The organism is Pseudomonas hefeiensis (assembly GCF_030687835.1).
In the GTDB taxonomy this organism is placed as follows: domain Bacteria; phylum Pseudomonadota; class Gammaproteobacteria; order Pseudomonadales; family Pseudomonadaceae; genus Aquipseudomonas; species Aquipseudomonas hefeiensis.
In genome coordinates, this window is the sequence record NZ_CP117449.1 from 5,668,080 (window position 1) to 5,686,164 (window position 18,085).

23 protein-coding genes are annotated in these 18,085 nt (G+C 62.1%); 8 read left to right on the forward strand and 15 right to left on the reverse strand.

Annotated elements, in window-relative coordinates:
- Positions 1–66 precede the first annotated feature (66 nt).
- The 12 genes from PSH57_RS25560 to nrdR form a co-directional block, all read right to left on the reverse strand.
- Complete coding sequence (locus tag PSH57_RS25560; protein ID WP_305386103.1) at positions 67–864, reverse strand: cobalamin-binding protein; 798 nt, start codon at positions 862–864, stop codon at positions 67–69.
- A complete protein-coding gene (locus tag PSH57_RS25565) occupies positions 864–1,283 on the reverse strand; it encodes an MFS transporter (RefSeq protein ID WP_305386105.1) in 420 nt (139 codons plus the stop codon). Before PSH57_RS25565 ends, PSH57_RS25560 begins: the two co-directional genes overlap by 1 nt.
- Complete coding sequence (gene ribA / locus PSH57_RS25570; RefSeq protein ID WP_305386106.1) at positions 1,280–1,897, reverse strand: GTP cyclohydrolase II; 618 nt, start codon at positions 1,895–1,897, stop codon at positions 1,280–1,282. Before ribA ends, PSH57_RS25565 begins: the two co-directional genes overlap by 4 nt.
- A 109-nt stretch (positions 1,898–2,006) precedes the next feature.
- A complete protein-coding gene (locus PSH57_RS25575; protein ID WP_305416208.1) occupies positions 2,007–2,765 on the reverse strand; it encodes a substrate-binding periplasmic protein in 759 nt (252 codons plus the stop codon).
- 11 nt (positions 2,766–2,776) lie between these two features.
- The gene (locus tag PSH57_RS25580) at positions 2,777–3,280 is read right to left on the reverse strand and encodes a phosphatidylglycerophosphatase A family protein (RefSeq protein WP_092394784.1); all 504 of its coding nucleotides are present in this window, start codon (positions 3,278–3,280) and stop codon (positions 2,777–2,779) included.
- Complete coding sequence (thiL, locus tag PSH57_RS25585) at positions 3,277–4,242, reverse strand: thiamine-phosphate kinase (RefSeq protein ID WP_305386109.1); 966 nt, start codon at positions 4,240–4,242, stop codon at positions 3,277–3,279. The genes PSH57_RS25580 and thiL overlap by 4 nt, the downstream gene beginning before the upstream one ends.
- 18 nt (positions 4,243–4,260) lie before the next feature.
- Positions 4,261–4,761, reverse strand: a complete 501-nt coding sequence (gene nusB / locus PSH57_RS25590; protein ID WP_047229742.1) for a transcription antitermination factor NusB — start codon at positions 4,759–4,761, stop codon at positions 4,261–4,263.
- On the reverse strand, positions 4,758–5,234 hold the full coding sequence (gene ribH / locus PSH57_RS25595) for a 6,7-dimethyl-8-ribityllumazine synthase (protein ID WP_047229743.1): 477 nt from the start codon (positions 5,232–5,234) through the stop codon (positions 4,758–4,760). Before ribH ends, nusB begins: the two co-directional genes overlap by 4 nt.
- Before the next feature lie 247 nt (positions 5,235–5,481).
- Entirely contained in the window at positions 5,482–6,573 is a 1,092-nt protein-coding gene (ribBA, locus tag PSH57_RS25600) for a bifunctional 3,4-dihydroxy-2-butanone-4-phosphate synthase/GTP cyclohydrolase II (RefSeq protein ID WP_256231924.1), read from the reverse strand.
- Positions 6,574–6,589: 16 nt separating this feature from the next.
- Positions 6,590–7,252, reverse strand: a complete 663-nt coding sequence (locus PSH57_RS25605) for a riboflavin synthase (RefSeq protein WP_123343996.1) — start codon at positions 7,250–7,252, stop codon at positions 6,590–6,592.
- A gap of 46 nt (positions 7,253–7,298) precedes the next feature.
- The gene (gene ribD, locus PSH57_RS25610; RefSeq protein ID WP_305416210.1) at positions 7,299–8,432 is read right to left on the reverse strand and encodes a bifunctional diaminohydroxyphosphoribosylaminopyrimidine deaminase/5-amino-6-(5-phosphoribosylamino)uracil reductase RibD; all 1,134 of its coding nucleotides are present in this window, start codon (positions 8,430–8,432) and stop codon (positions 7,299–7,301) included.
- Positions 8,429–8,893, reverse strand: a complete 465-nt coding sequence (gene nrdR, locus PSH57_RS25615) for a transcriptional regulator NrdR (RefSeq protein ID WP_013694316.1) — start codon at positions 8,891–8,893, stop codon at positions 8,429–8,431. Before nrdR ends, ribD begins: the two co-directional genes overlap by 4 nt.
- A gap of 127 nt (positions 8,894–9,020) precedes the next feature.
- Between nrdR and PSH57_RS25620 the strand changes: the two genes are divergently transcribed.
- The 3 genes from PSH57_RS25620 (at position 9,021) to trxA (ending at position 11,219) form a co-directional block, all read left to right on the forward strand.
- Positions 9,021–9,491, forward strand: a complete 471-nt coding sequence (locus PSH57_RS25620; RefSeq protein WP_305386114.1) for a YbaY family lipoprotein — start codon at positions 9,021–9,023, stop codon at positions 9,489–9,491.
- Entirely contained in the window at positions 9,488–10,144 is a 657-nt protein-coding gene (locus PSH57_RS25625) for a class I SAM-dependent methyltransferase (protein ID WP_305386115.1), read from the forward strand. The genes PSH57_RS25620 and PSH57_RS25625 overlap by 4 nt, the downstream gene beginning before the upstream one ends.
- Positions 10,145–10,346: 202 nt before the next feature.
- Positions 10,347–11,219 carry a thioredoxin gene (trxA, locus tag PSH57_RS25630; RefSeq protein ID WP_076383454.1) on the forward strand — a complete coding sequence of 291 codons (873 nt, stop codon included), beginning with the start codon at positions 10,347–10,349 and terminating at the stop codon, positions 11,217–11,219.
- A 116-nt stretch (positions 11,220–11,335) separates the two neighbouring features.
- Here the strand turns inward: trxA and PSH57_RS25635 are convergent, their stop codons facing one another.
- Positions 11,336–11,686 (reverse strand): hypothetical protein, encoded by a 351-nt coding sequence (locus PSH57_RS25635; RefSeq protein WP_305386119.1) that lies wholly within the window; start codon positions 11,684–11,686, stop codon positions 11,336–11,338.
- Positions 11,687–11,806: 120 nt separating this feature from the next.
- On the opposite strand from PSH57_RS25635, the gene PSH57_RS25640 reads away from it, so the two are divergent.
- From PSH57_RS25640 to PSH57_RS25660, 5 genes are all read left to right on the forward strand, one after another.
- The gene (locus tag PSH57_RS25640; RefSeq protein WP_305386120.1) at positions 11,807–12,397 is read left to right on the forward strand and encodes a DUF2796 domain-containing protein; all 591 of its coding nucleotides are present in this window, start codon (positions 11,807–11,809) and stop codon (positions 12,395–12,397) included.
- Positions 12,398–12,558: 161 nt separating this feature from the next.
- The gene (locus tag PSH57_RS25645) at positions 12,559–13,269 is read left to right on the forward strand and encodes an ABC transporter ATP-binding protein (RefSeq protein WP_305386122.1); all 711 of its coding nucleotides are present in this window, start codon (positions 12,559–12,561) and stop codon (positions 13,267–13,269) included.
- A gap of 1 nt (position 13,270) precedes the next feature.
- Positions 13,271–14,536, forward strand: coding sequence for an ABC transporter permease (locus PSH57_RS25650; RefSeq protein WP_305386124.1), 1,266 nt, complete (start codon positions 13,271–13,273; stop codon positions 14,534–14,536).
- Positions 14,537–14,547: 11 nt separating this feature from the next.
- Entirely contained in the window at positions 14,548–15,066 is a 519-nt protein-coding gene (locus PSH57_RS25655; protein WP_305386125.1) for a DUF3299 domain-containing protein, read from the forward strand.
- 183 nt (positions 15,067–15,249) lie between these two features.
- A complete protein-coding gene (locus tag PSH57_RS25660; RefSeq protein WP_305386127.1) occupies positions 15,250–15,948 on the forward strand; it encodes an OmpW/AlkL family protein in 699 nt (232 codons plus the stop codon).
- A gap of 139 nt (positions 15,949–16,087) precedes the next feature.
- Here the strand turns inward: PSH57_RS25660 and PSH57_RS25665 are convergent, their stop codons facing one another.
- Together PSH57_RS25665 and PSH57_RS25670 are read right to left on the reverse strand one after the other, a co-directional pair.
- The gene (locus PSH57_RS25665) at positions 16,088–17,017 is read right to left on the reverse strand and encodes an NAD-dependent epimerase/dehydratase family protein (RefSeq protein WP_305386128.1); all 930 of its coding nucleotides are present in this window, start codon (positions 17,015–17,017) and stop codon (positions 16,088–16,090) included.
- Positions 17,010–17,894 (reverse strand): sugar nucleotide-binding protein, encoded by an 885-nt coding sequence (locus PSH57_RS25670; RefSeq protein ID WP_305386130.1) that lies wholly within the window; start codon positions 17,892–17,894, stop codon positions 17,010–17,012. Before PSH57_RS25670 ends, PSH57_RS25665 begins: the two co-directional genes overlap by 8 nt.
- Positions 17,895–18,085: the final 191 nt, after the last annotated feature.

The window sequence follows — 18,085 nt, forward strand, 5'->3', positions numbered from 1 at the left end:
CTCGCCCACAGTTGCAATGCACACCCCTGTGGGAGCGAGCCTGCTCGCGATTGGAGGTGCCGCGGTTTATCTGTCCGGCGCAATTAGCCCGCACAACCGCGCCGTCGCCTCGATCATCTGCCCACTGGGCCGTTCCAGCCCCTTGTCAGTGACTAACAACAACCGTTCCTGCGCCACCGCCGCCAACTGCGGCCAGGCTTTCCAGGCGTCGAGCTGGGCCTGGTCCGTGGCCAGGATGATCTGCGGATTGCGCTGCAACACTGACTCAACGCTCACCTGCGGTGCCGGTAGGGTGAGGTCGGCAAACACACTGCGCGCCCCGCAAACCGCCAACGCATCGCTGATGATCTGTTCGCCGCCAACGGTGTACAGCGGCCGGTCCCAGACCTGATAGAACACCGGCAACGGCGTGTCACGCCGGTAGCGCTGACGCAACGCCTCAAGGCGCCCGCGCAACTGCGCTGCTCGCTTCACACCCCGTTCCGGACGGCCGAGTTGCGTGGCGATGTCTTCAATTTGGGTGATGAGTTGGTCGAGACTGTGGGGCTCGGCAACGTAGACGGGAATCTTCAACCCCTTGAGCTGCTGGCGTTGGGCGTTGCCAACGCTGCCCGGCCAGAGCAGGAGCAGATCGGGCCTGAGACTGAGCAAGCGCTCCATATCCAATTGCCCATAACGGCCCACAGAAGGCAGGTCTTTCAACGCCAAGGGCCGATCGCCGCCATCCAGCACGCCCACCAGCAGGTCGGCGGAATCCAGCTCAGCCACGATTTCAGACAAAGAAGGAGCCAGGCTGACCACACGCTGGGCCGCCATCGTCGAGGCGCTGACGGCCAACAGCAGGACCGCCAGCCAGCGGGTCATCAACCGAGCTGACGCGGGATGCGATACAGGTAGAACAATACCGCCGTGGACAACGCCAGCAGCATCAGCGGCACCGCCTCCAGCCCCACGAACACCGCCAGGGCGCCGATCCATGCCGGCAGGCACGCAGCGAGAAAGGCCACACGCCGCCGGGCTGCCAGGGCGATCCAGGCTTGAGGCTCTTCGGGGGTGTCGAGGGCTTTTTGGGTGGCGATCAAGGCGTGTTTGTAAGCGCCAAAGAAACGCAGGCTGACAAACATCGATGCCACGCCAGCGATGAACAGTGGCATCGCCAGCACCGGCAGAATCGCTTCACCCTGGCCAAATACCGCATTGATCACAAACAGTGGCAGCAAGGCCAAAGCCAGGTATTGCCACCAACTGACGGACAGTCGCCGCCGGACCTGACCGCGCGTCACGCCCGGTCGACCTCGCCCTGGTGCTCGTTACCCATCATGTGGTCGAGCTTGCTGGCCTTGGTCGCCAGGTAAAGTTTGTTGTGGGGGTTGTGGCCGGTGTGCAGCGGCACGCGCTCGGCCACCACGATGCCCATATCGGTCATCGCCTTGACCTTGCGCGGGTTGTTGGTCATCAAGCGCAACGACTTGATGCCCAGATGCTCGAGCATCGGCAGGCAGATGCTGTAGTCACGCAGGTCGGCGGCAAACCCCAGGCGTTCGTTGGCTTCGACGGTATCGGCGCCGCCATCTTGCAGCTCATAGGCGCGAATCTTGTTCAACAAGCCAATGCCGCGACCTTCCTGGCGCAGGTAAAGCAGCACGCCGCGGCCTTCGCGGGCAATGGCCTGCAGCGCGGCTTCAAGTTGCGAACCGCAATCGCAGCGCTGGCTGAACAAGGCATCGCCCGTTAGGCATTCGGAGTGCAGGCGGCCCAGTACCGGGGCTCCGTCGGCGAAATCACCCAGGCTCAGCACAACGTGCTCGCGGCCGGTGGCTTCATCGAGAAAACCATGCATGGTGAATTGCGCAAAGGGCGTTGGCAGCTTGGAAGCGGCAACAAAAACGACAGGCACCGGTGTGCTCCTGATCTATTACTGGAGATTCGCAGAGGCGAGCATTGTAACAGCACGTCCCGACCGACGCTCAGGCTGAATTATCGGCCATAAACATCGAAAAGATTGATTACGGCTTCGCCGGTTTGCCGTTTTCATCGAAAGGATAGGGTTGTTTCCAGCGTTCAAAAATCGGCTTCAGTCGACCGTTCTTCACCAGCTCCGTCATGCGCCGGTCAAACAGGTCCCGTAGCACCCGACCGTTTTCGGTGTCGGCAAAGCCCAGGTAAAGCGGCAGGTTGATCAACGATGAAAGCTTGAATTGCTGGGGATTCTCAGACTTGGCCAGTAAGTCCTCGATCTCCGTCAACGCATCGATATAAAAATCAGCCCGATCATGGACCAGCATCGGCAGGATACCTACTGCGCGGTGAATTTCGTTGAAACTGCGGATACCTGGCAGGTAGCTGTCGTATTCATAGCCACGCATCCATACCAGCCGATAGTTGCCGACCGTCGCCAATGTAGGAGACGGTTTGGAGGCCAGCCCCAAGGCATAGATGTGGTCCACATCGTAGTGCCATTGGGGATAAAGCACCCCTTCCGACTCATCGAGATAAGCACCGACCTGTACATCGACTTCACCGCGCTGCACCAGCCCGATTGAACGGGTGTACGGCACGCTGCGGGTTTCCAGCCTCACGCCTGCTGGCTCGAACACCTCGCGCAAAATGTCCCACGCCATGCCCTTGCCGTCAGCCTGGGAGTAATCCACCCATTCCTCGCTGGCCGCGCGCACCTTGCCGGGCAGCGTCGTCGGCTCGGCCGCCCGCGCGCCGAAGCAGATCCCCAGACACAACAACAGTAACAGTGCGCGGCTTGCGCCCATGCCTGAATCCCTCAGGTGAAACACCACACCAATCCTTGCATAGCCAGCCAGGCAAAAACCCCGGCCAATACATCGTCAAGCATGATGCCTACGCCTCCATGCACCTTCCGGTCGATCCAGCGGATCGGCCAAGGCTTGAGGATATCGAAGAAGCGGAACATCAGAAAACCCGCCAACAGCCAATACCATCCCTCAGGCACCAGCCACAGGGTGATCCACATGCCGACCATTTCGTCCCAGACGATACCCTCATGATCATGCACCCGCAGGTCATCTGCCACCTTGCCGCACAGCCAGAAGCCGAACAGCATGGTGATGCCAAGCATCAGCCAATAGCCCCAGTCCGGCAACATTTGCCACAACGGTATAAAGGGTAGCGCAACCAGCGAACCCCAGGTGCCCGGAGCTTTAGGTAAAGTGCCCGAACCGAAGCCAAACGCCAGGAAGTGCCAGGGATTGCGCCAGACCGAGGGCGGAACGAATTCTGCCGGGACCTGGTTGGGATGATCTGTCACGGTGTCTCCCGAAAATGTTGATAGCCCCGGATTTGCGGGGTGATGTCGTGCCCATCGCCGTCGAGCAGCACGACACCTTGCCCGGCCACGACGCGGCCGATCACGTGGATCGGCCAGCCTTCGGCCTGCAACGCCACCAGTCGAACAGGTGGCAAGGTGAACAGCAGCACGTAATCGTCACCACCGCTCAATGCGGCGTGCGCAGCATTCGCGCGGCCCAGAAACGTTACCAAAGCCTTGGACAGTGGCAAGCGGTCGCGTTCAACGTGTAACGCCACACCGGACGCCAGGGCGATATGCCCGCAATCGGCCAGCAGGCCATCGGAGATATCCATCGCCGCACTAGCCTTGCCCCGCAGTGCCAGACCGAGGTCGGTCTGCGGACGTGGCGACCAATAATGCGCCAGCAGCGGCTCGGCGATATCAGGTTCGACGGTACGCTGACCCAGGACGAGCGGCAATGCGCCAGCGGCATTGCCCAGCTCGCCGCCGACACATAACCAATCACCGGGTTGCGCGCCGCCGCGAGTCAGGGCCTGGCCGGACGGCACGCGACCGAACACGGTCAGGGTCATGCTCAGCGGCCCACGCGTAGTATCACCGCCCACCAGCGCGACATCACACGCCCGGGCCATCTGGTTTAAACCGCGGGCATAGGCTTGCAACCAATCGGCGGTCACCGTCGGCAAAGTCAGGGCCAGGGTAAATGCAAAAGGAGTCGCGCCCATGGCGGCCAGGTCACTGACCGCCACGGCCAGCGAGCGCTGGCCGAGCAGGAACGGGTCGCAGGGATCAGGAAAATGCACACCGGCCACAAGGGTATCGGTGGACACCGCCAGCTGCTCCCCGGGAGGAACGGCCAGCAAGGCGCAGTCGTCGCCGATCCCGAGCGCAACGCCCTCGCCGCCCTGCGCGCAAGACGCGGCGGCGAAGTAATGATGGATCAGCTCAAATTCACCCATAGTCGCTGCAAGCGCCAATCAGCGCTTGAACGCCTTCACTTCAGCTTCACGCAGACGCGGGGCCAGTTTATCGAGTACACCGTTGACGAATTTGTGCCCATCGGTGGATCCGAAGACTTTCGCCAGCTCGATCCCTTCGTTGATCACTACGCGGTACGGAACATCGACGCGCTGCATCAGCTCCCAGGTCGACAAGCGCAACACCGCCAGTTCAACCGGGTCCAGCTCTTCGATGGTCAGGTCCAGGCAAGGCGCCAGGGCAATGTCGATCTCGGTCTTGTGGGCCGGTACGCCGTGCAGGATCTCGCGGAAATACGCGCCATCAACGTCACTGAAATCGTTGTCGACCCGAAACTGCGCTTCGATCTCGTTCAGCGATTGCTTGGCCATGTGCCATTGATACAGCGCCTGGGTCGCGAGCTGACGGGCTTCGCGACGCTTGACGCTCTTCGAAGGCTTGCCGGCATCGGCTGGCTTGGGATCGCGCGGGTTGAAACGATCGCTTTCGTCGCTAATCACTTGGCCTCCAACTGCGCCAGCAGGCTGACCATTTCCAGGGCGGACAGGGCCGCTTCGGCGCCTTTGTTACCGGCCTTGGTGCCGGAACGTTCAATGGCTTGCTCGATGGAATCAACAGTCAGCACGCCGAAGGCGACCGGTACGCCGAACTCCATGGACACCTGGGCCAGGCCCTTGGTGCATTCGCCGGCCACGTATTCGAAGTGCGGAGTACCGCCACGAATGACCGCGCCCAGAGCGATGATCGCCGCATATTCGCCCTTTTGAGCGACTTTCTGCGCAACCAGCGGAATTTCGAAGGCGCCAGGCGCACGGATGATGGTGATGTCGCTTTCGCTCACGCCATGGCGAACCAGGGCATCGACTGCACCGCCAACCAGGCTCTCAACCACAAAGCTGTTGAAACGGCCCACTACCAGAGCGTAGCGGCCTTGAGGGGCGATGAAGGTACCTTCGATGGTCTTCAGGGTCATTCGTCAGATCTCTTAAAGAGCCAGAGCGCGTTCGAATACGCGCTCCTTCAGTGATATTAGCCACGAATACTGCACCGCAAATCCCGGACTGCCATTCACTTGCACATCTTTTGTGGTGAGGGGATTTATCCCCGTGGGGCTGCGAAGCAACCCTTTTTTTGGGACTGCTGCGCAGTCCAGCGGGGATAAATCCCCTCGCCACAATAATCTGACAAGTCTGAACAACAATGCCGAAATCTCCGGGCCATTATTCGGAGGGCACGTATTCTACAACTTCCAGGTCGAAACCGGATATCGCATTAAATTTCATTGGTGCGCTCATCAGGCGCATTTTTCGCACGCCCAGGTCCCGCAGGATCTGCGAACCGGCGCCGACGATGCTGTAGGTGGTCGGTTTTTTCACGGCGGTGTTATCACCGGTTTCCCGGATGTGCGCCAGCAACACGTCGCCATCGAGGGGGTGGCCGAGCAGCAGCACCACGCCGCTGCCGGCCTCGGCCACCGCAGCCATGGCGGCGCGCAGGCTCCAGCGACCGGGCTGCTTGACCATCAGCAAGTCGCGCAGCGGGTCCATGTTATGCACCCGAACCAGGGTCGGTTCTTCGGCGCATACGGTGCCCAGGGTCAGTGCCATGTGCACGTCACCTTCCACCGAGTCGCGGTAGGTCACCAGGTTGAACTGGCCCAGTTCGCTGTCCAGCGGCTGCTCGGCAATCCGCTGAACGGTACGTTCGTGGATCATCCGGTAGTGGATCAAGTCGGCGATGGTGCCGATCTTGATGTTGTGTTCGGCGGCAAAGGCTTCCAGTTCCGCGCGACGAGACATGGTGCCGTCGTCGTTCATGACTTCGCAGATCACGCCGCTGGCCTCGAAACCGGCCATGCGCGCCAGGTCGCACGCTGCTTCGGTGTGGCCGGCACGGGCCAGAGTGCCGCCGGCCTGGGCCATCAGCGGGAAGATGTGACCGGGGCTGACAATGTCTTCGGCCTTGGCGTCTTTCGCGGCGGCGGCCTGCACGGTGCGGGCACGGTCAGCAGCGGAGATACCGGTGGTCACGCCCTCGGCGGCCTCGATGGACACGGTGAACTTGGTGCCAAAGCCGGAGCCATTGCGCGGCGCCATCAGCGGCAGCTTCAAGAGCTCGCAGCGTTCACGGGTCATGGGCATGCAGATCAGGCCACGGGCATGCTTGGCCATGAAGTTGATGTGCTCGGCCTTGCAGCACTCGGCGGCCATGATCAGGTCGCCTTCATTCTCGCGGTCTTCGTCATCCATGAGGATGACCATCTTGCCTTGGCGGATGTCTTCAACCAGCTCTTCGATGCTATTGAGCGCCACGCGGCACCCCCTTGGGTCAGGATTTGAGGTAGCCGTTGGCGGCCAGAAAACTTTCAGTGATGTTACCCGCTGCAGGCTCTGCGGCCTTGTCGCCCAACAGCAGGCGCTCCAGGTAACGGGCCAGCAAGTCGACTTCCAGGTTGACCCGGCGCCCAGGCCGGTATGAGGCCATGATGGTTTCGCTCAGGGTATGCGGAATGATCGTCAGCAGGAACTCGGCGCCATCCACCGCATTGACCGTCAGACTGGTGCCATCGACGGTGATCGAGCCTTTATGGGCAATGTACTTGGCCAGCTCCTTCGGGGCGCGGATGCGAAACTCCACGGCCCGGGCGTTATCGCTGCGCGAAACCACTTCGCCGACGCCGTCCACATGGCCGCTGACCAGGTGCCCGCCCAAGCGAGTGGTGGGGGTCAGGGCTTTTTCCAGGTTGACCGGGCTGCCGCTCTTGAGATCATTCATGGCGGTGCAGTCGAGGGTTTCGCGGCTGACGTCCGCCAGGAAACCATTGCCCGGCAGTTCGACGGCGGTCAGGCACACGCCGTTTACCGCGATGCTGTCGCCCAGTTTGACGTCGCTCAGGTCGAGCTTGCCGGTTTCGACATGGACCCGCACATCGCCGCCCTTGGGGGTCAGTGCACGGATGCTGCCGATGGATTCGATGATGCCGGTAAACATGGAGTCCTCCTCGAGAACGGGCCGCCGCTTGAGCGAAAGCCGGGAATTATACGCGGGCCGGGGAAACGGGAATGGCAATGACTCGCCAGTCATCGCCCACGGCGCGAATTTCGGTAATTTTCAGTTCCGGGGCATCTTTCATCTGCGCCAGCGGCCAGTCCAGTAGCGGCCGCGCGGAAGATCCGAGGAACTTGCCGGCGATGAAAATCTGGAATTCATCCACCAGCCCCTGCCGGGCGAACGCCCCTGCCAGACGCGGACCGGCCTCCACCAGCACTTCATTGACGTCACGGGCCGCCAGTTCCACCAGCAGGCGATGCAAGTCGACCTGGCCATCGGCGCCCGCCACGATCATGCATTCAGGACCGTTGGCGTATTGTTCTTCCACCGCCATGCAGGTAGCGACCAGCGCCGGGCCGGCCTTGAAGAAAGGTGCGTCCAACGGCACGCGCAGACGACCGTCCACCAGTACCCGCAACGGCGGGCGACTCATGATCAGCGCGGTCTGCTGCGCATCCAGCCCGAGTTCATCGGCGCGCACGGTCAGCCGGGCGTTGTCGGCCAGCACCGTATCGGCACCGGTCAGCACCACACTGGCCTGGGCGCGCAGGCGTTGCACCGCCGAACGTGCGGCGGGACCGGTAATCCATTGGCTTTCACCACTTTCCATGGCGGTACGGCCATCGAGGCTCATGGCGAGCTTGACCCGCACGAACGGCAAGCCGTGCTCCATACGCTTAAGGAAACCTTGGTTGAGCTGGCGCGCCTCGCCCTCCAGCACACCGCTTTGGGTGGCGATCCCGGCCTGCCTCAGGCGTTGCAAGCCGCGACCGGCCACTTCCGGGTTCGGGTCCTGCATCGCCGCCACCACTCGCGCCACACCGGCATTGACCAACGCATCGGCGCAGGGCGGCGTGCGCCCGTGGTGGCTGCAGGGTTCGAGGGTCACGTAAGCCGTGGCGCCCCGGGCCTGTTCACCGGCGGCGCGCAGGGCATGGACTTCGGCATGGGGTTCGCCGGCACGAATGTGCCAGCCTTCGCCAACAATCTGATCGTCGCGCACGATCACGCAACCTACCCGGGGATTGGGGTGCGTGGTGTAGTGACCGCGCCGCGCCAGTTCCAGGGCACGGGCCATGTACTGGGCGTCAAGGACGGCCTGCTGCATCGGGCTGGTCATTCTTTCACCGGTTCGCGGGCCAGGCGGTCGATTTCTTCGCGAAATTCGTTCAGGTCCTGGAAACGGCGGTATACCGAGGCGAAGCGGATGTAGGCGACTTCATCGAGCTTCTGCAGCTCGGCCATCACCAGCTCACCGACCACCAGGGATTTAACCTCGCGTTCGCCAGTGGCCCGCAGCTTGTGCTTGATGTGCACCAGCGCCGCCTCCAGGCGTTCGACGCTCACCGGGCGTTTTTCCAGGGCGCGCTGCATGCCCGCGCGCAGTTTTTCTTCGTCGAACGGCTGACGGCTGCCGTCGGTTTTGATCAGGCGCGGCAACACCAGTTCAGCGGTCTCGAACGTCGTGAAACGCTCGCCGCAGGCCAGGCATTCGCGCCGGCGGCGGACCTGTTCGCCCTCGGCGACCAGTCGCGAGTCGATGACCTTGGTGTCGTTGGCACCGCAGAAGGGACAGTGCATGGTGGCAGGCAACAAAAAAAGGGAGGGCCATGGTAGCGCATCCCACTGGCAAGACAAGCCATAGGGTTTACGGTATACAGACGGGCTTACCGTCAGATCCATGGAATTCACCTTGCTGGAGCCACACATGTCGCTACGATCACTCGTTTTGCTCAGTCTGTTCAGCCTGCTGATGGCGTGCAGCAGCGACACCCCCCAACCCGACGCCCCCGCCCCGGCAAAGCCCCCTGCGCCCAAACAGGCCCAAGAAAAAGCCCGCCAGGCCGCCGAACTGGGTCCGCTGCCGGCGCACCAGCGGGAACTGAGCGGCACTCTGCAGGGAATACCGGCCGGGGCTGAGGTCGAACTGGCGCTGCTGGTGATCGACGACAAGGACCGCCCGCAGCAATTGCTCGCCAGCTCCAGCCTGATCGGCAATAACCAGGCCCTGCCCTTTCGCCTGCGTTTCAACCCCGAAGCCTTCCCGGTTGGCGCCCGTGTGGAACTGCGCGGCCGCGCCAGTCAGTCGGGTCAGTTGATCCTGCATTTGCCGGAGCAACGCATCAGCCAGCCGACCACTCAGGCGCTGGGCGCGCTGCAATTTGTCAAAGCGCCATGAATTCACCGCAAGACCTGCAACACGCGTTGGGCCAGTTGCTTGGAGACGCGCACTTGGTGGCCTGCCCGCTGCCCGGTACTGAGCTGAAATTGTGGCTGATCGACGGCGATAACATGGACCGTGCTTTCAGCCCGGAAGAAACCCGGCGCATTCTCCACGAGCCACCTTACTGGAGCTTTTGCTGGGCCAGCGGCCTGGCGATGGCACGCTATCTGGTTGAACAGCCACATTGGGTCGAAGGCAAGCGAGTGCTGGACTTCGGCGCCGGTTCCGGCGTCGCGGGTATCGCGGCGCTCAAGGCCGGGGCGCTTGAGGTGGTGGCCTGTGATCTGGATCCTCTGGCGCTTGCTGCGTGCCAGGCCAATGCCCTGCTCAATGGCGTAGAGCTTGGGTACTCGGAGGATTTTTTCGCCGAGGACGATCGCTTCGACCTGATCCTGGTCGCGGATGTGCTTTACGACCGCGCCAATCTACCGTTGCTCGACCAGTTTCTCAGTCGCGGCCGCGAGGCTCTGGTAGCCGACTCCCGGGTGCGGGATTTCCAGCATCCGCTTTATCGGCGCATCGAAATGCTCGAGGCCATGACCTTGCCAGATCTGGCCGAGCCCGAAGAGTTTCGGCATGTGAGCCTGTACCACGCGCGGCGCGACTAGATAAAAGCTTCGCGAGCAGGCTCGCTCCCACAGTCGATCTTCTGTGGATACAAAACTCGTGTACACCGTAGATCCCATGTGGGAGCGGGCTTGCTCGCGAAAGCGTCCTATCAGACACCACAAGACGAAAGGCCTCGCCGCTTTCAGCCACCCCCCACCAAGCCTTATAGTTGCCCCATTCAAGCGTTCTACGAGATTCCCCATGACCCAGGACACCCCGTACATCTTCGACGCCACCACCGCCGATTTCGACCAGTCGGTGATCGCCAACTCTTTTCACAAACCGGTGCTGGTGGATTTCTGGGCCGAGTGGTGCGCGCCGTGCAAGGCGCTGATGCCGATGTTGCAGGGCATCGCCGAGAGCTATCAAGGCGAACTGCTGCTGGCCAAGGTCAACTGCGACATCGAGCAAGACATCGTCGCCCGCTTCGGCATTCGCAGCTTGCCTACCGTGGTGCTGTTCAAGGACGGCCAGCCCGTCGACGGTTTCGCCGGAGCCCAACCGGAGTCCGCCGTGCGGGCGATGCTCGAACCGCATGTACAGATGCCGCCTCCGGCCGCCGCCGACCCGTTTGAACAGGCCCAGGCGCTGTTCGACGAGGGTCGCTTCGCTGATGCCGAAGCGGTGCTCACTGCGCTGCTGGGGGAAGACAATACCAACGCCAAGGCCTTGATCCTGTATGCCCGCTGCCTGACCGAACGCGGCGAGCTGACTGAAGCGCAGACCGTGCTCGACGCGGTGAAAAGCGACGAGCACAAGGCCGCACTGGCCGGCGCCAAGGCGCAAATCCAGTTCCTCGGCCTGGCCAAGGATCTGCCGGACGCCGCCGATCTCAAGGCCCGCCTGGCGAAAGACCCGCAGGACGACGAAGCGGTGTATCAACTGGCAATCCAGCAATTGGCCCGCCAGCAGTACGAACCGGCCCTCGATGCGCTGCTCAAGCTGTTCATCCGCAACCGCAGCTACAGCGAAGGCCTGCCCCACAAGACCTTGCTGCAAGTGTTCGAATTGTTGGGCAACGATCATCCGCTGGTGACGACCTATCGCCGCAAGCTGTTCGCGGCGTTGTACTGACGCCTACCGGTAGGAGCTGCCGAAGGCTCGGGCCGCGCTCGGACGATCTTTTGATCTTTCGCTTGAAACTCAAGCGTCAGGGGTAAAGATCGCAGCCTCGGTTCGCTCGTCAGTTCCTACGCGGTTTCGTGCCAGCTATAGAGCGGTGTGTCGCCGCCGCTGATGACTTTTACGTCCGGGCTATGGCGCAAGCGCACCAACAGGCGTTTGCCGGCCGGGGCGCTGCCAGTCAGGCCTTCGAGCTGCTCCAGCAGGTCCGGACCGCTCAATTGCCCGGCCTTGCGCAGCAGCTCCCTGGCGATCTGCCACAAGGCATCGTCCTGATTGACCGACCTGGTCGCAGGCGTCGCCGTGTTATCGGGCTTGACCGTTTGCAACTGCGCGCCGAGCTGCGCCCAGTCGCTCTCATCCATGTCGATCGACAAGTCCACCGGCCAATCACCGACGGTTCCGCGTATCCGCAACATCACCGTACTCCTGAAAATTTCATGTGCCCATGCTCCCATGGGCCTTGCGCGACGCCAAGCGGGCGGTCAAACTCTCCGCACTTTCGTTATAAGATTACATAACCTTTTCGGAGACTCATCATGCGTCGTCTGCTTCTCGCCCTGCCGTTCGCCCTGTTGCCATTGGCCGTCGCTCACGCGGCTGTCGAGCATGATCACGACCATAATCACGAGCATGGCAGCCTCGGTGCCCATGAGCACGGTGTCGGCCGACTGAACGCCGCTCTGGACGGCCAGACCCTGGAACTGGAACTGGAAAGCCCGGCGATGAACCTGGTGGGCTTCGAACACGCCGCCACCAGCGATGCCGACAAGGCCAAAGTCGCCGCCGTTCGTGCGCAACTGGACAAGCCGCTGGCGCTGTTCAGCCTGCCCGCCGCCGCCAAATGCACCGTGGCCCAGCAGGAACTGGAGAGTCCGCTGTTTGGCAACGCACCGGCCCACGATGACCATGACGAGGATGAGCATGGCGACGAACACCACGGCGAGCACAGTGAAATCCATGCTCACTACCAGTTCACCTGCGCCGCCCCGGGCGCGTTGAAAAACCTGGACTTGGCGACCCTGTTCAAAACCTTCCCGGCCACCCAGAAAATTCAGGTACAACTGATCAGCCCAAGCGGCCAGCAAGGCGTGGAAGTAACGGCCAAGGCACCCACGCTGAAATTCTGATTGACCGCAAAACCCCATGTGAGAGCGAGCCTGGTGAGAGCAAAGCTTGCTCGCGATGGCGGTTCGACTGTCGACACCCAAGTTGAATGTGACGGCCTCATCGCGAGCAAGCTTCGCTCCCACCGGTATTCCACAGGTATTCATCTTTTGAACCCGCAAACATGACTCAAGCACTCATCGAACTGTCCGACCTGGGCTTCAGTTGGCCCGGACATCCACCCTTGCTGGATATCCCGGCCTTTCGCCTGGAGGCCGGGGAGACGCTGTTTCTCAAAGGCCCCAGTGGTAGCGGCAAAACCACGTTGCTGGGGCTGCTGGGCGGCGTGCAGACACCGGATCGTGGCAGCATTCGCCTGCTTGGCCATGAACTTACCGAACTGGGCGCTGGCAGCCGCGACCGCTTTCGCGTCGACCACACAGGCTACATCTTCCAGCAATTCAACCTGCTGCCATTTCTCTCGGTACGCGAGAACGTTGAACTGCCCTGCCACTTCTCAAAACTTCGTGCACAACGGGCGATTCAGCGTCACGGCAGCGTCGATCAAGCCGCCGCCACGCTGCTGGCGCACCTGGGCTTGACCGACACGAATCTGCTTGGGCGCCGCGCCGACTCACTGTCCATCGGCCAGCAGCAACGGGTCGCCGCCGCCCGGGCGTTGATCGGACAACCAGAATTAGTGATCGCCGACGAGCCCACCTCCGCCCTGGACTACGACGCCCGGGAAAACTTCCTGCGGCTGCTGTTCGCTGAATGCCGCGAGGCCGGATCGAGCCTGCTGTTCGTCAGCCATGACCAGAGCCTGGCGCCGCTGTTCGACCGCAACCTCTCGCTGGCCGATCTCAATCGCGCCGCCACGCCACTCGAGGTCTGAGATGTATTTGTTCCGTCTTGCCATGGCCAGCCTGGCGAACCGCCGTTTCACCGCGATCCTCACCGCATTCGCCATCGCTCTTTCGGTGTGCCTGCTGCTGGCGGTAGAGCGGGTACGCACCGAGGCGCGGGCCAGTTTCGCCAGCACCATCAGCGGCACCGATCTGATCGTCGGTGCTCGCTCAGGTTCGGTGAATCTGCTGCTGTATTCGGTGTTTCGCATCGGCAACGCCACTAACAACATTCGCTGGGACAGCTTCGAGCAGTTCGCCAGCAACCCGAAAGTGAAGTGGGCGATCCCCATGTCCCTGGGCGATTCCCATCGCGGTTACCGCGTGATGGGCACCACCGAGGCCTACTTCGAGCATTACCAATACGGTCGCCGGCAACACCTGGCGCTGGCCGAGGGCCGGGCCTTCGCCACCGATCCATTCGAAGTGGTGCTCGGCGCCGAAGTGGCCGAGGCGCTGCATTACAAGCTGGGCGACAAACTGGTGCTGGCCCACGGTGTGGCGTTGGTCAGCCTGGTCAAGCACGATGACAAGCCCTTCACCGTGGTCGGTATTCTCAAGCGCACCGGCACCCCGGTGGACCGCACGCTGCACATTAGCCTCGGCGGCATGGAAGCGATCCACATCGACTGGAAAAACGGCGTACCGGCCCAGGGCAAGGGCCGCATCAGCGCTGACCAGGCCCGCAACATGGACCTGACGCCCAAGGCGATCACCGCGTTCATGCTCGGCCTCAACAGCAAGATTTCCACCTTCGCCTTGCAGCGCCAGATCAACGAGTTCCGCGGCGAGCCGCTGCTGGCGATCCTGCCCGGTGTGGCGTTGCAGGAGTTATGGAGCCTGATGGGCACGGCGGAAAAAGCCCTGTTCGTGATTTCGCTGTTCGTGGTGCTGACCGGTCTGATTGGCATGCTCACGGCGATCCTCACCAGCCTCAACGAGCGGCGTCGGGAGATGGCGATCCTGCGCTCGGTGGGCGCGCGGCCGTGGCACATCGCAACCCTGCTGGTGCTCGAAGCCTTCGCCCTGGCGCTGGCCGGGGTGGCCGCCGGGCTGGCCCTGCTGTACATCAGCATCGCCGCCGCGCAGGGTTATGTGCAGTCGGCCTACGGTTTGTATCTGCCATTGGCCTGGCCAAGCGAATATGAATGGACGCTGATGGCTGGCATTCTGCTCGCCGCTCTGCTGATGGGCAGCGTGCCGGCCTGGCGCGCCTATCGCCAATCGTTGGCCGATGGCCTGTCGATCCGCTTATGAGGACGTTGAAGATGCCCCGCGCTTTGCTTGCGCTGTTGATGACGGTCGCCCTGCCACTGTGGGCGGCCGAACCGAGGGACCTGGCCTGGTCGGAAATGATCCCGCCGGACGCACCGCCGGAAGTGCCGAACATGACGCCGCTGCACGACCTGTCGCAGATGAGCGATGCCCTGGCCGCAGAAGCAGCCCCGGCGGCCAAGCAGGACTTGCCCAACGCGCCGGTGGTCAAGGAACTCGACGGCCAGCAGATTCGTTTGCCGGGTTATATCGTGCCGCTGGAAGTCAGCGAGGAAGGCCGCACCACGGACTTTTTGCTGGTGCCGTATTTCGGCGCCTGCATCCATGTACCGCCGCCGCCGTCGAATCAGATCGTGCATGTGAAAAGCGAAATCGGGGTCAAGCTCGACGAGTTGTACCAACCGTACTGGGTCGAAGGGCCGATGCAAGTCAAGCCGTCCACCAGTGAGTTGGCCGATGCCGGGTATCAGATGCAGGCGCAGAAGATTTATGTGTATGAACTGCCGGAGTGAATCCGCTAGTGATGTGTTGCCTGTGAGATAGCTTGCTCGCGAAGGGGCTCTCGAAATTTACGCTTCATCATTTTATTGAGCTGAGTCAATTAATAGACCCAAACTCATTGAGCTGAGTCAAAAGACCGGCCTAGAGCGCTCCGTACCATGGGACATCAATTTTAGATGCCCTCTGGAGCCCCCATGCAAAAGTCTCTGCTCAGCGCTTCCCTCGTCGCCCTTGCCCTCACCTCTCCGCTCGCCCAGGCTCATACGGCTGGCGACATCATCGTTCGCGCCGGCGCCATCACCGTCAATCCGGAAGCCGACAGCTCCAGCGTCAAGGTCGACCGTGGCCCACTGGCCGGTGCCGACCTGGGCGGCAAGGCAACCATGAGCAGCGACACCCAGCTAGGCCTGAACTTCGCCTACATGATCACCAACAACCTGGGCATCGAACTGCTGGCGGCGTCTCCGTTCGAGCACGATGTGAAGATCAAAGGCACCGCTCTGGGCGCGGCCAACAACAAGCTCGGTAGCCTCAAGCACCTGCCGCCGACCCTGAGCCTGGTCTACTACCCGCTCGACGCCAAGTCGGCCTTCCAGCCTTACGTCGGTGCCGGCATCAACTACACCTGGATCTACGATGAACACGTCGGCAGCGAAGCCAGCGCCAACGGCTTCAGCAACTTCCGGGCGAGCAACAGTTGGGGCATGGCGTGGCAAGTGGGCGCCGACTACATGCTGACCGACAACATCATGGTCAACGGCCAGATTCGCTACATCGACATCGACACCACCGCCTATGTGGACAACAACGCCGTGGCCAGCGGAACCCGGGCCAAGGTGAATGTCGATGTGGACCCTTGGATCTACATGGTGGGGTTGGGTTACAAGTTCTGACGCGAACTTAAAGGTACGCAAATCCCTGTGGGAGCGAGCCTGCTCGCGATTACGGTGGATCAGCCAGCAATCATGTTGACTGACCTACCGCTATCGCGAGCAGGCTCGCTCCCACATCAGGTTTGGGGTGGCTGAAAATTCAGCGCCCCAACAAGCGCGCCAACCCCACACTCATCGGCGTTTGTTGTGGCAAGCTGAAGCGCGCCAACAACCGACGATTGTCAGCCCGGGAATGGCGGATGTCGCCGGAGCGCGCCGGGCCGTAGCCGATCGGCGGCAGATCGCCCACTACCGCGGCCAGGGCCTGGAGCAATTGCTTGAGGGTCGTGGCCTGGTTCCAGCCGACGTTCACCGCGCCCACTTGCACCTCAGGTGTTTCGATGGCCTGCACCAGCAGGTCCACCAGGTCTTCGACGTAGACAAAATCCCGGGTTTGCTCGCCATCGCCGAACACAGTGATCGGCAGGCCTTTCTGCGCCCGCTCGCTGAAGATGCTGATGACTCCGGAATAGGGCGACGACGGATCCTGGCGCGGGCCGTAGATGTTGAAGAACCGGAACACCGCCGGCTCCAGCGCGTGCTGGCGGCGGTAGAAGTCCAGATAGAACTCGCTGGCCAGCTTGTCCGAGGCATACGGCGTGAGCGGGGCCTTGGGCGTGTCTTCGTCGATGGACTCACCCTCGCCGTTGTTACCGTAGACCGCTGCGCTGGAGGCGAACAGCACCCGTTTTACCCCGGCCTGGCGCATGGCTTCGCAGACATTCAAAGTGCCGATGAAATTGCTCTGGTGCGTACGCACCGGGTCATCCACCGAGGCTTGCACCGAAGCCACTGCGGCCAAGTGCGCCACAGCACTGCAACCGGCCACGGCCCGGGCTACCAGCGCCGCATTGGCCACGTCGCCTTCGATCAATTCAACCAGAGGGTTGTCCAGCGGCAGGTTACTGCGCTTGCCGGTGGACAAGTCATCGAGGATGCGTACCGAATGCCCCTTGGCGAGCAAGGCGTCGGTCAGGTGCGAACCAATGAAACCAGCGCCGCCGGTGATTAAAACAGGACCTTCAGCCATGGCGATAAAACCTATCCAGTAAGCCCGGGAGTGCAGCGCGCCAGGCGCGGGGCTTGATCCCGAAAGTGTGCAGTATTTTCTTGCAGGCCAGCACCGCGTGCTGCGGTTCTTCCGTGGCGTCCGGCCGTGCGGCGTGTGCCTGGGGGGTAGGCGATTCGATTGCCAGAGGATGCAGCGCCCGGGCTTCGGTGAGGATCGCCTGACCCAACGCCAGCGGTGTGGTCGCCTCATGCCCGGCGTAATGGTAGGTGCCCCACAGCGGTGCCGCGCAATCGAGTTGCTTGAGCACTGAGATGATCACCCGCGCCGCGTCGTCCACTGGCGTCGGATTACCCCGACGGTCGTCGGCCAACAGCAACTCCTCGGGTTGTTCGGCCCGGGCCAGGAAACGCCCCAGGATACCGTCGGTGCTGTCGTCCAGCAGCCAGCCAAATCGCAGCAGTACATGCTGTGGACAGGTGGCGCGCACGCTTTGCTCGATCCGCCATAACGCCTGGCCGCGCAGGCCCAGGGGTACGGGTTCATCCTTCTCGCTGTACGCCGTGGCGCGGGAGCCGTCGAACACGCGATAGCTCGACGGTTGCAGCAAAATGATGTTGTGATGCTGGCACAGCTCGGCCAGGCGCTCGACGGCGCGCTCCTGGCTGGCCAGGCGCTGCTCGCTGACGGTTTCGGCCTGAAACCAGTCGAAGTAGTACGCCAGGTTGATCAAGGCGTCCGGCCGAGTGTCGTCCAGTAGCTGCGTCAGGCTCGCGGCATCCCATCCGTCTTCGGGGGGGCGGGGGGCAAGAAAACCGATGTCTTCTTCCGCACCGAGGCGAATCAGCGCCTGCCCAAGGGCATTTCCGCCGCCCAGTAACATAAGGCGCATTCGCATAAAGTCAGCAGGCCCGGTCTGTTGGCAAAAGAAATAGGTCGACAACGCCCGCAGGCGTTGTCGGAATCGTTGCATTTTGCGGGTTTAGTACGCAACCGTCATCCGTAAAGTGCAGATCCGGTATTTTGTACTGTTCTTTAGGGCCCCTTCGCGAGCAAGCCCGCTCCCACATGGGAATGCATTCCAAATGT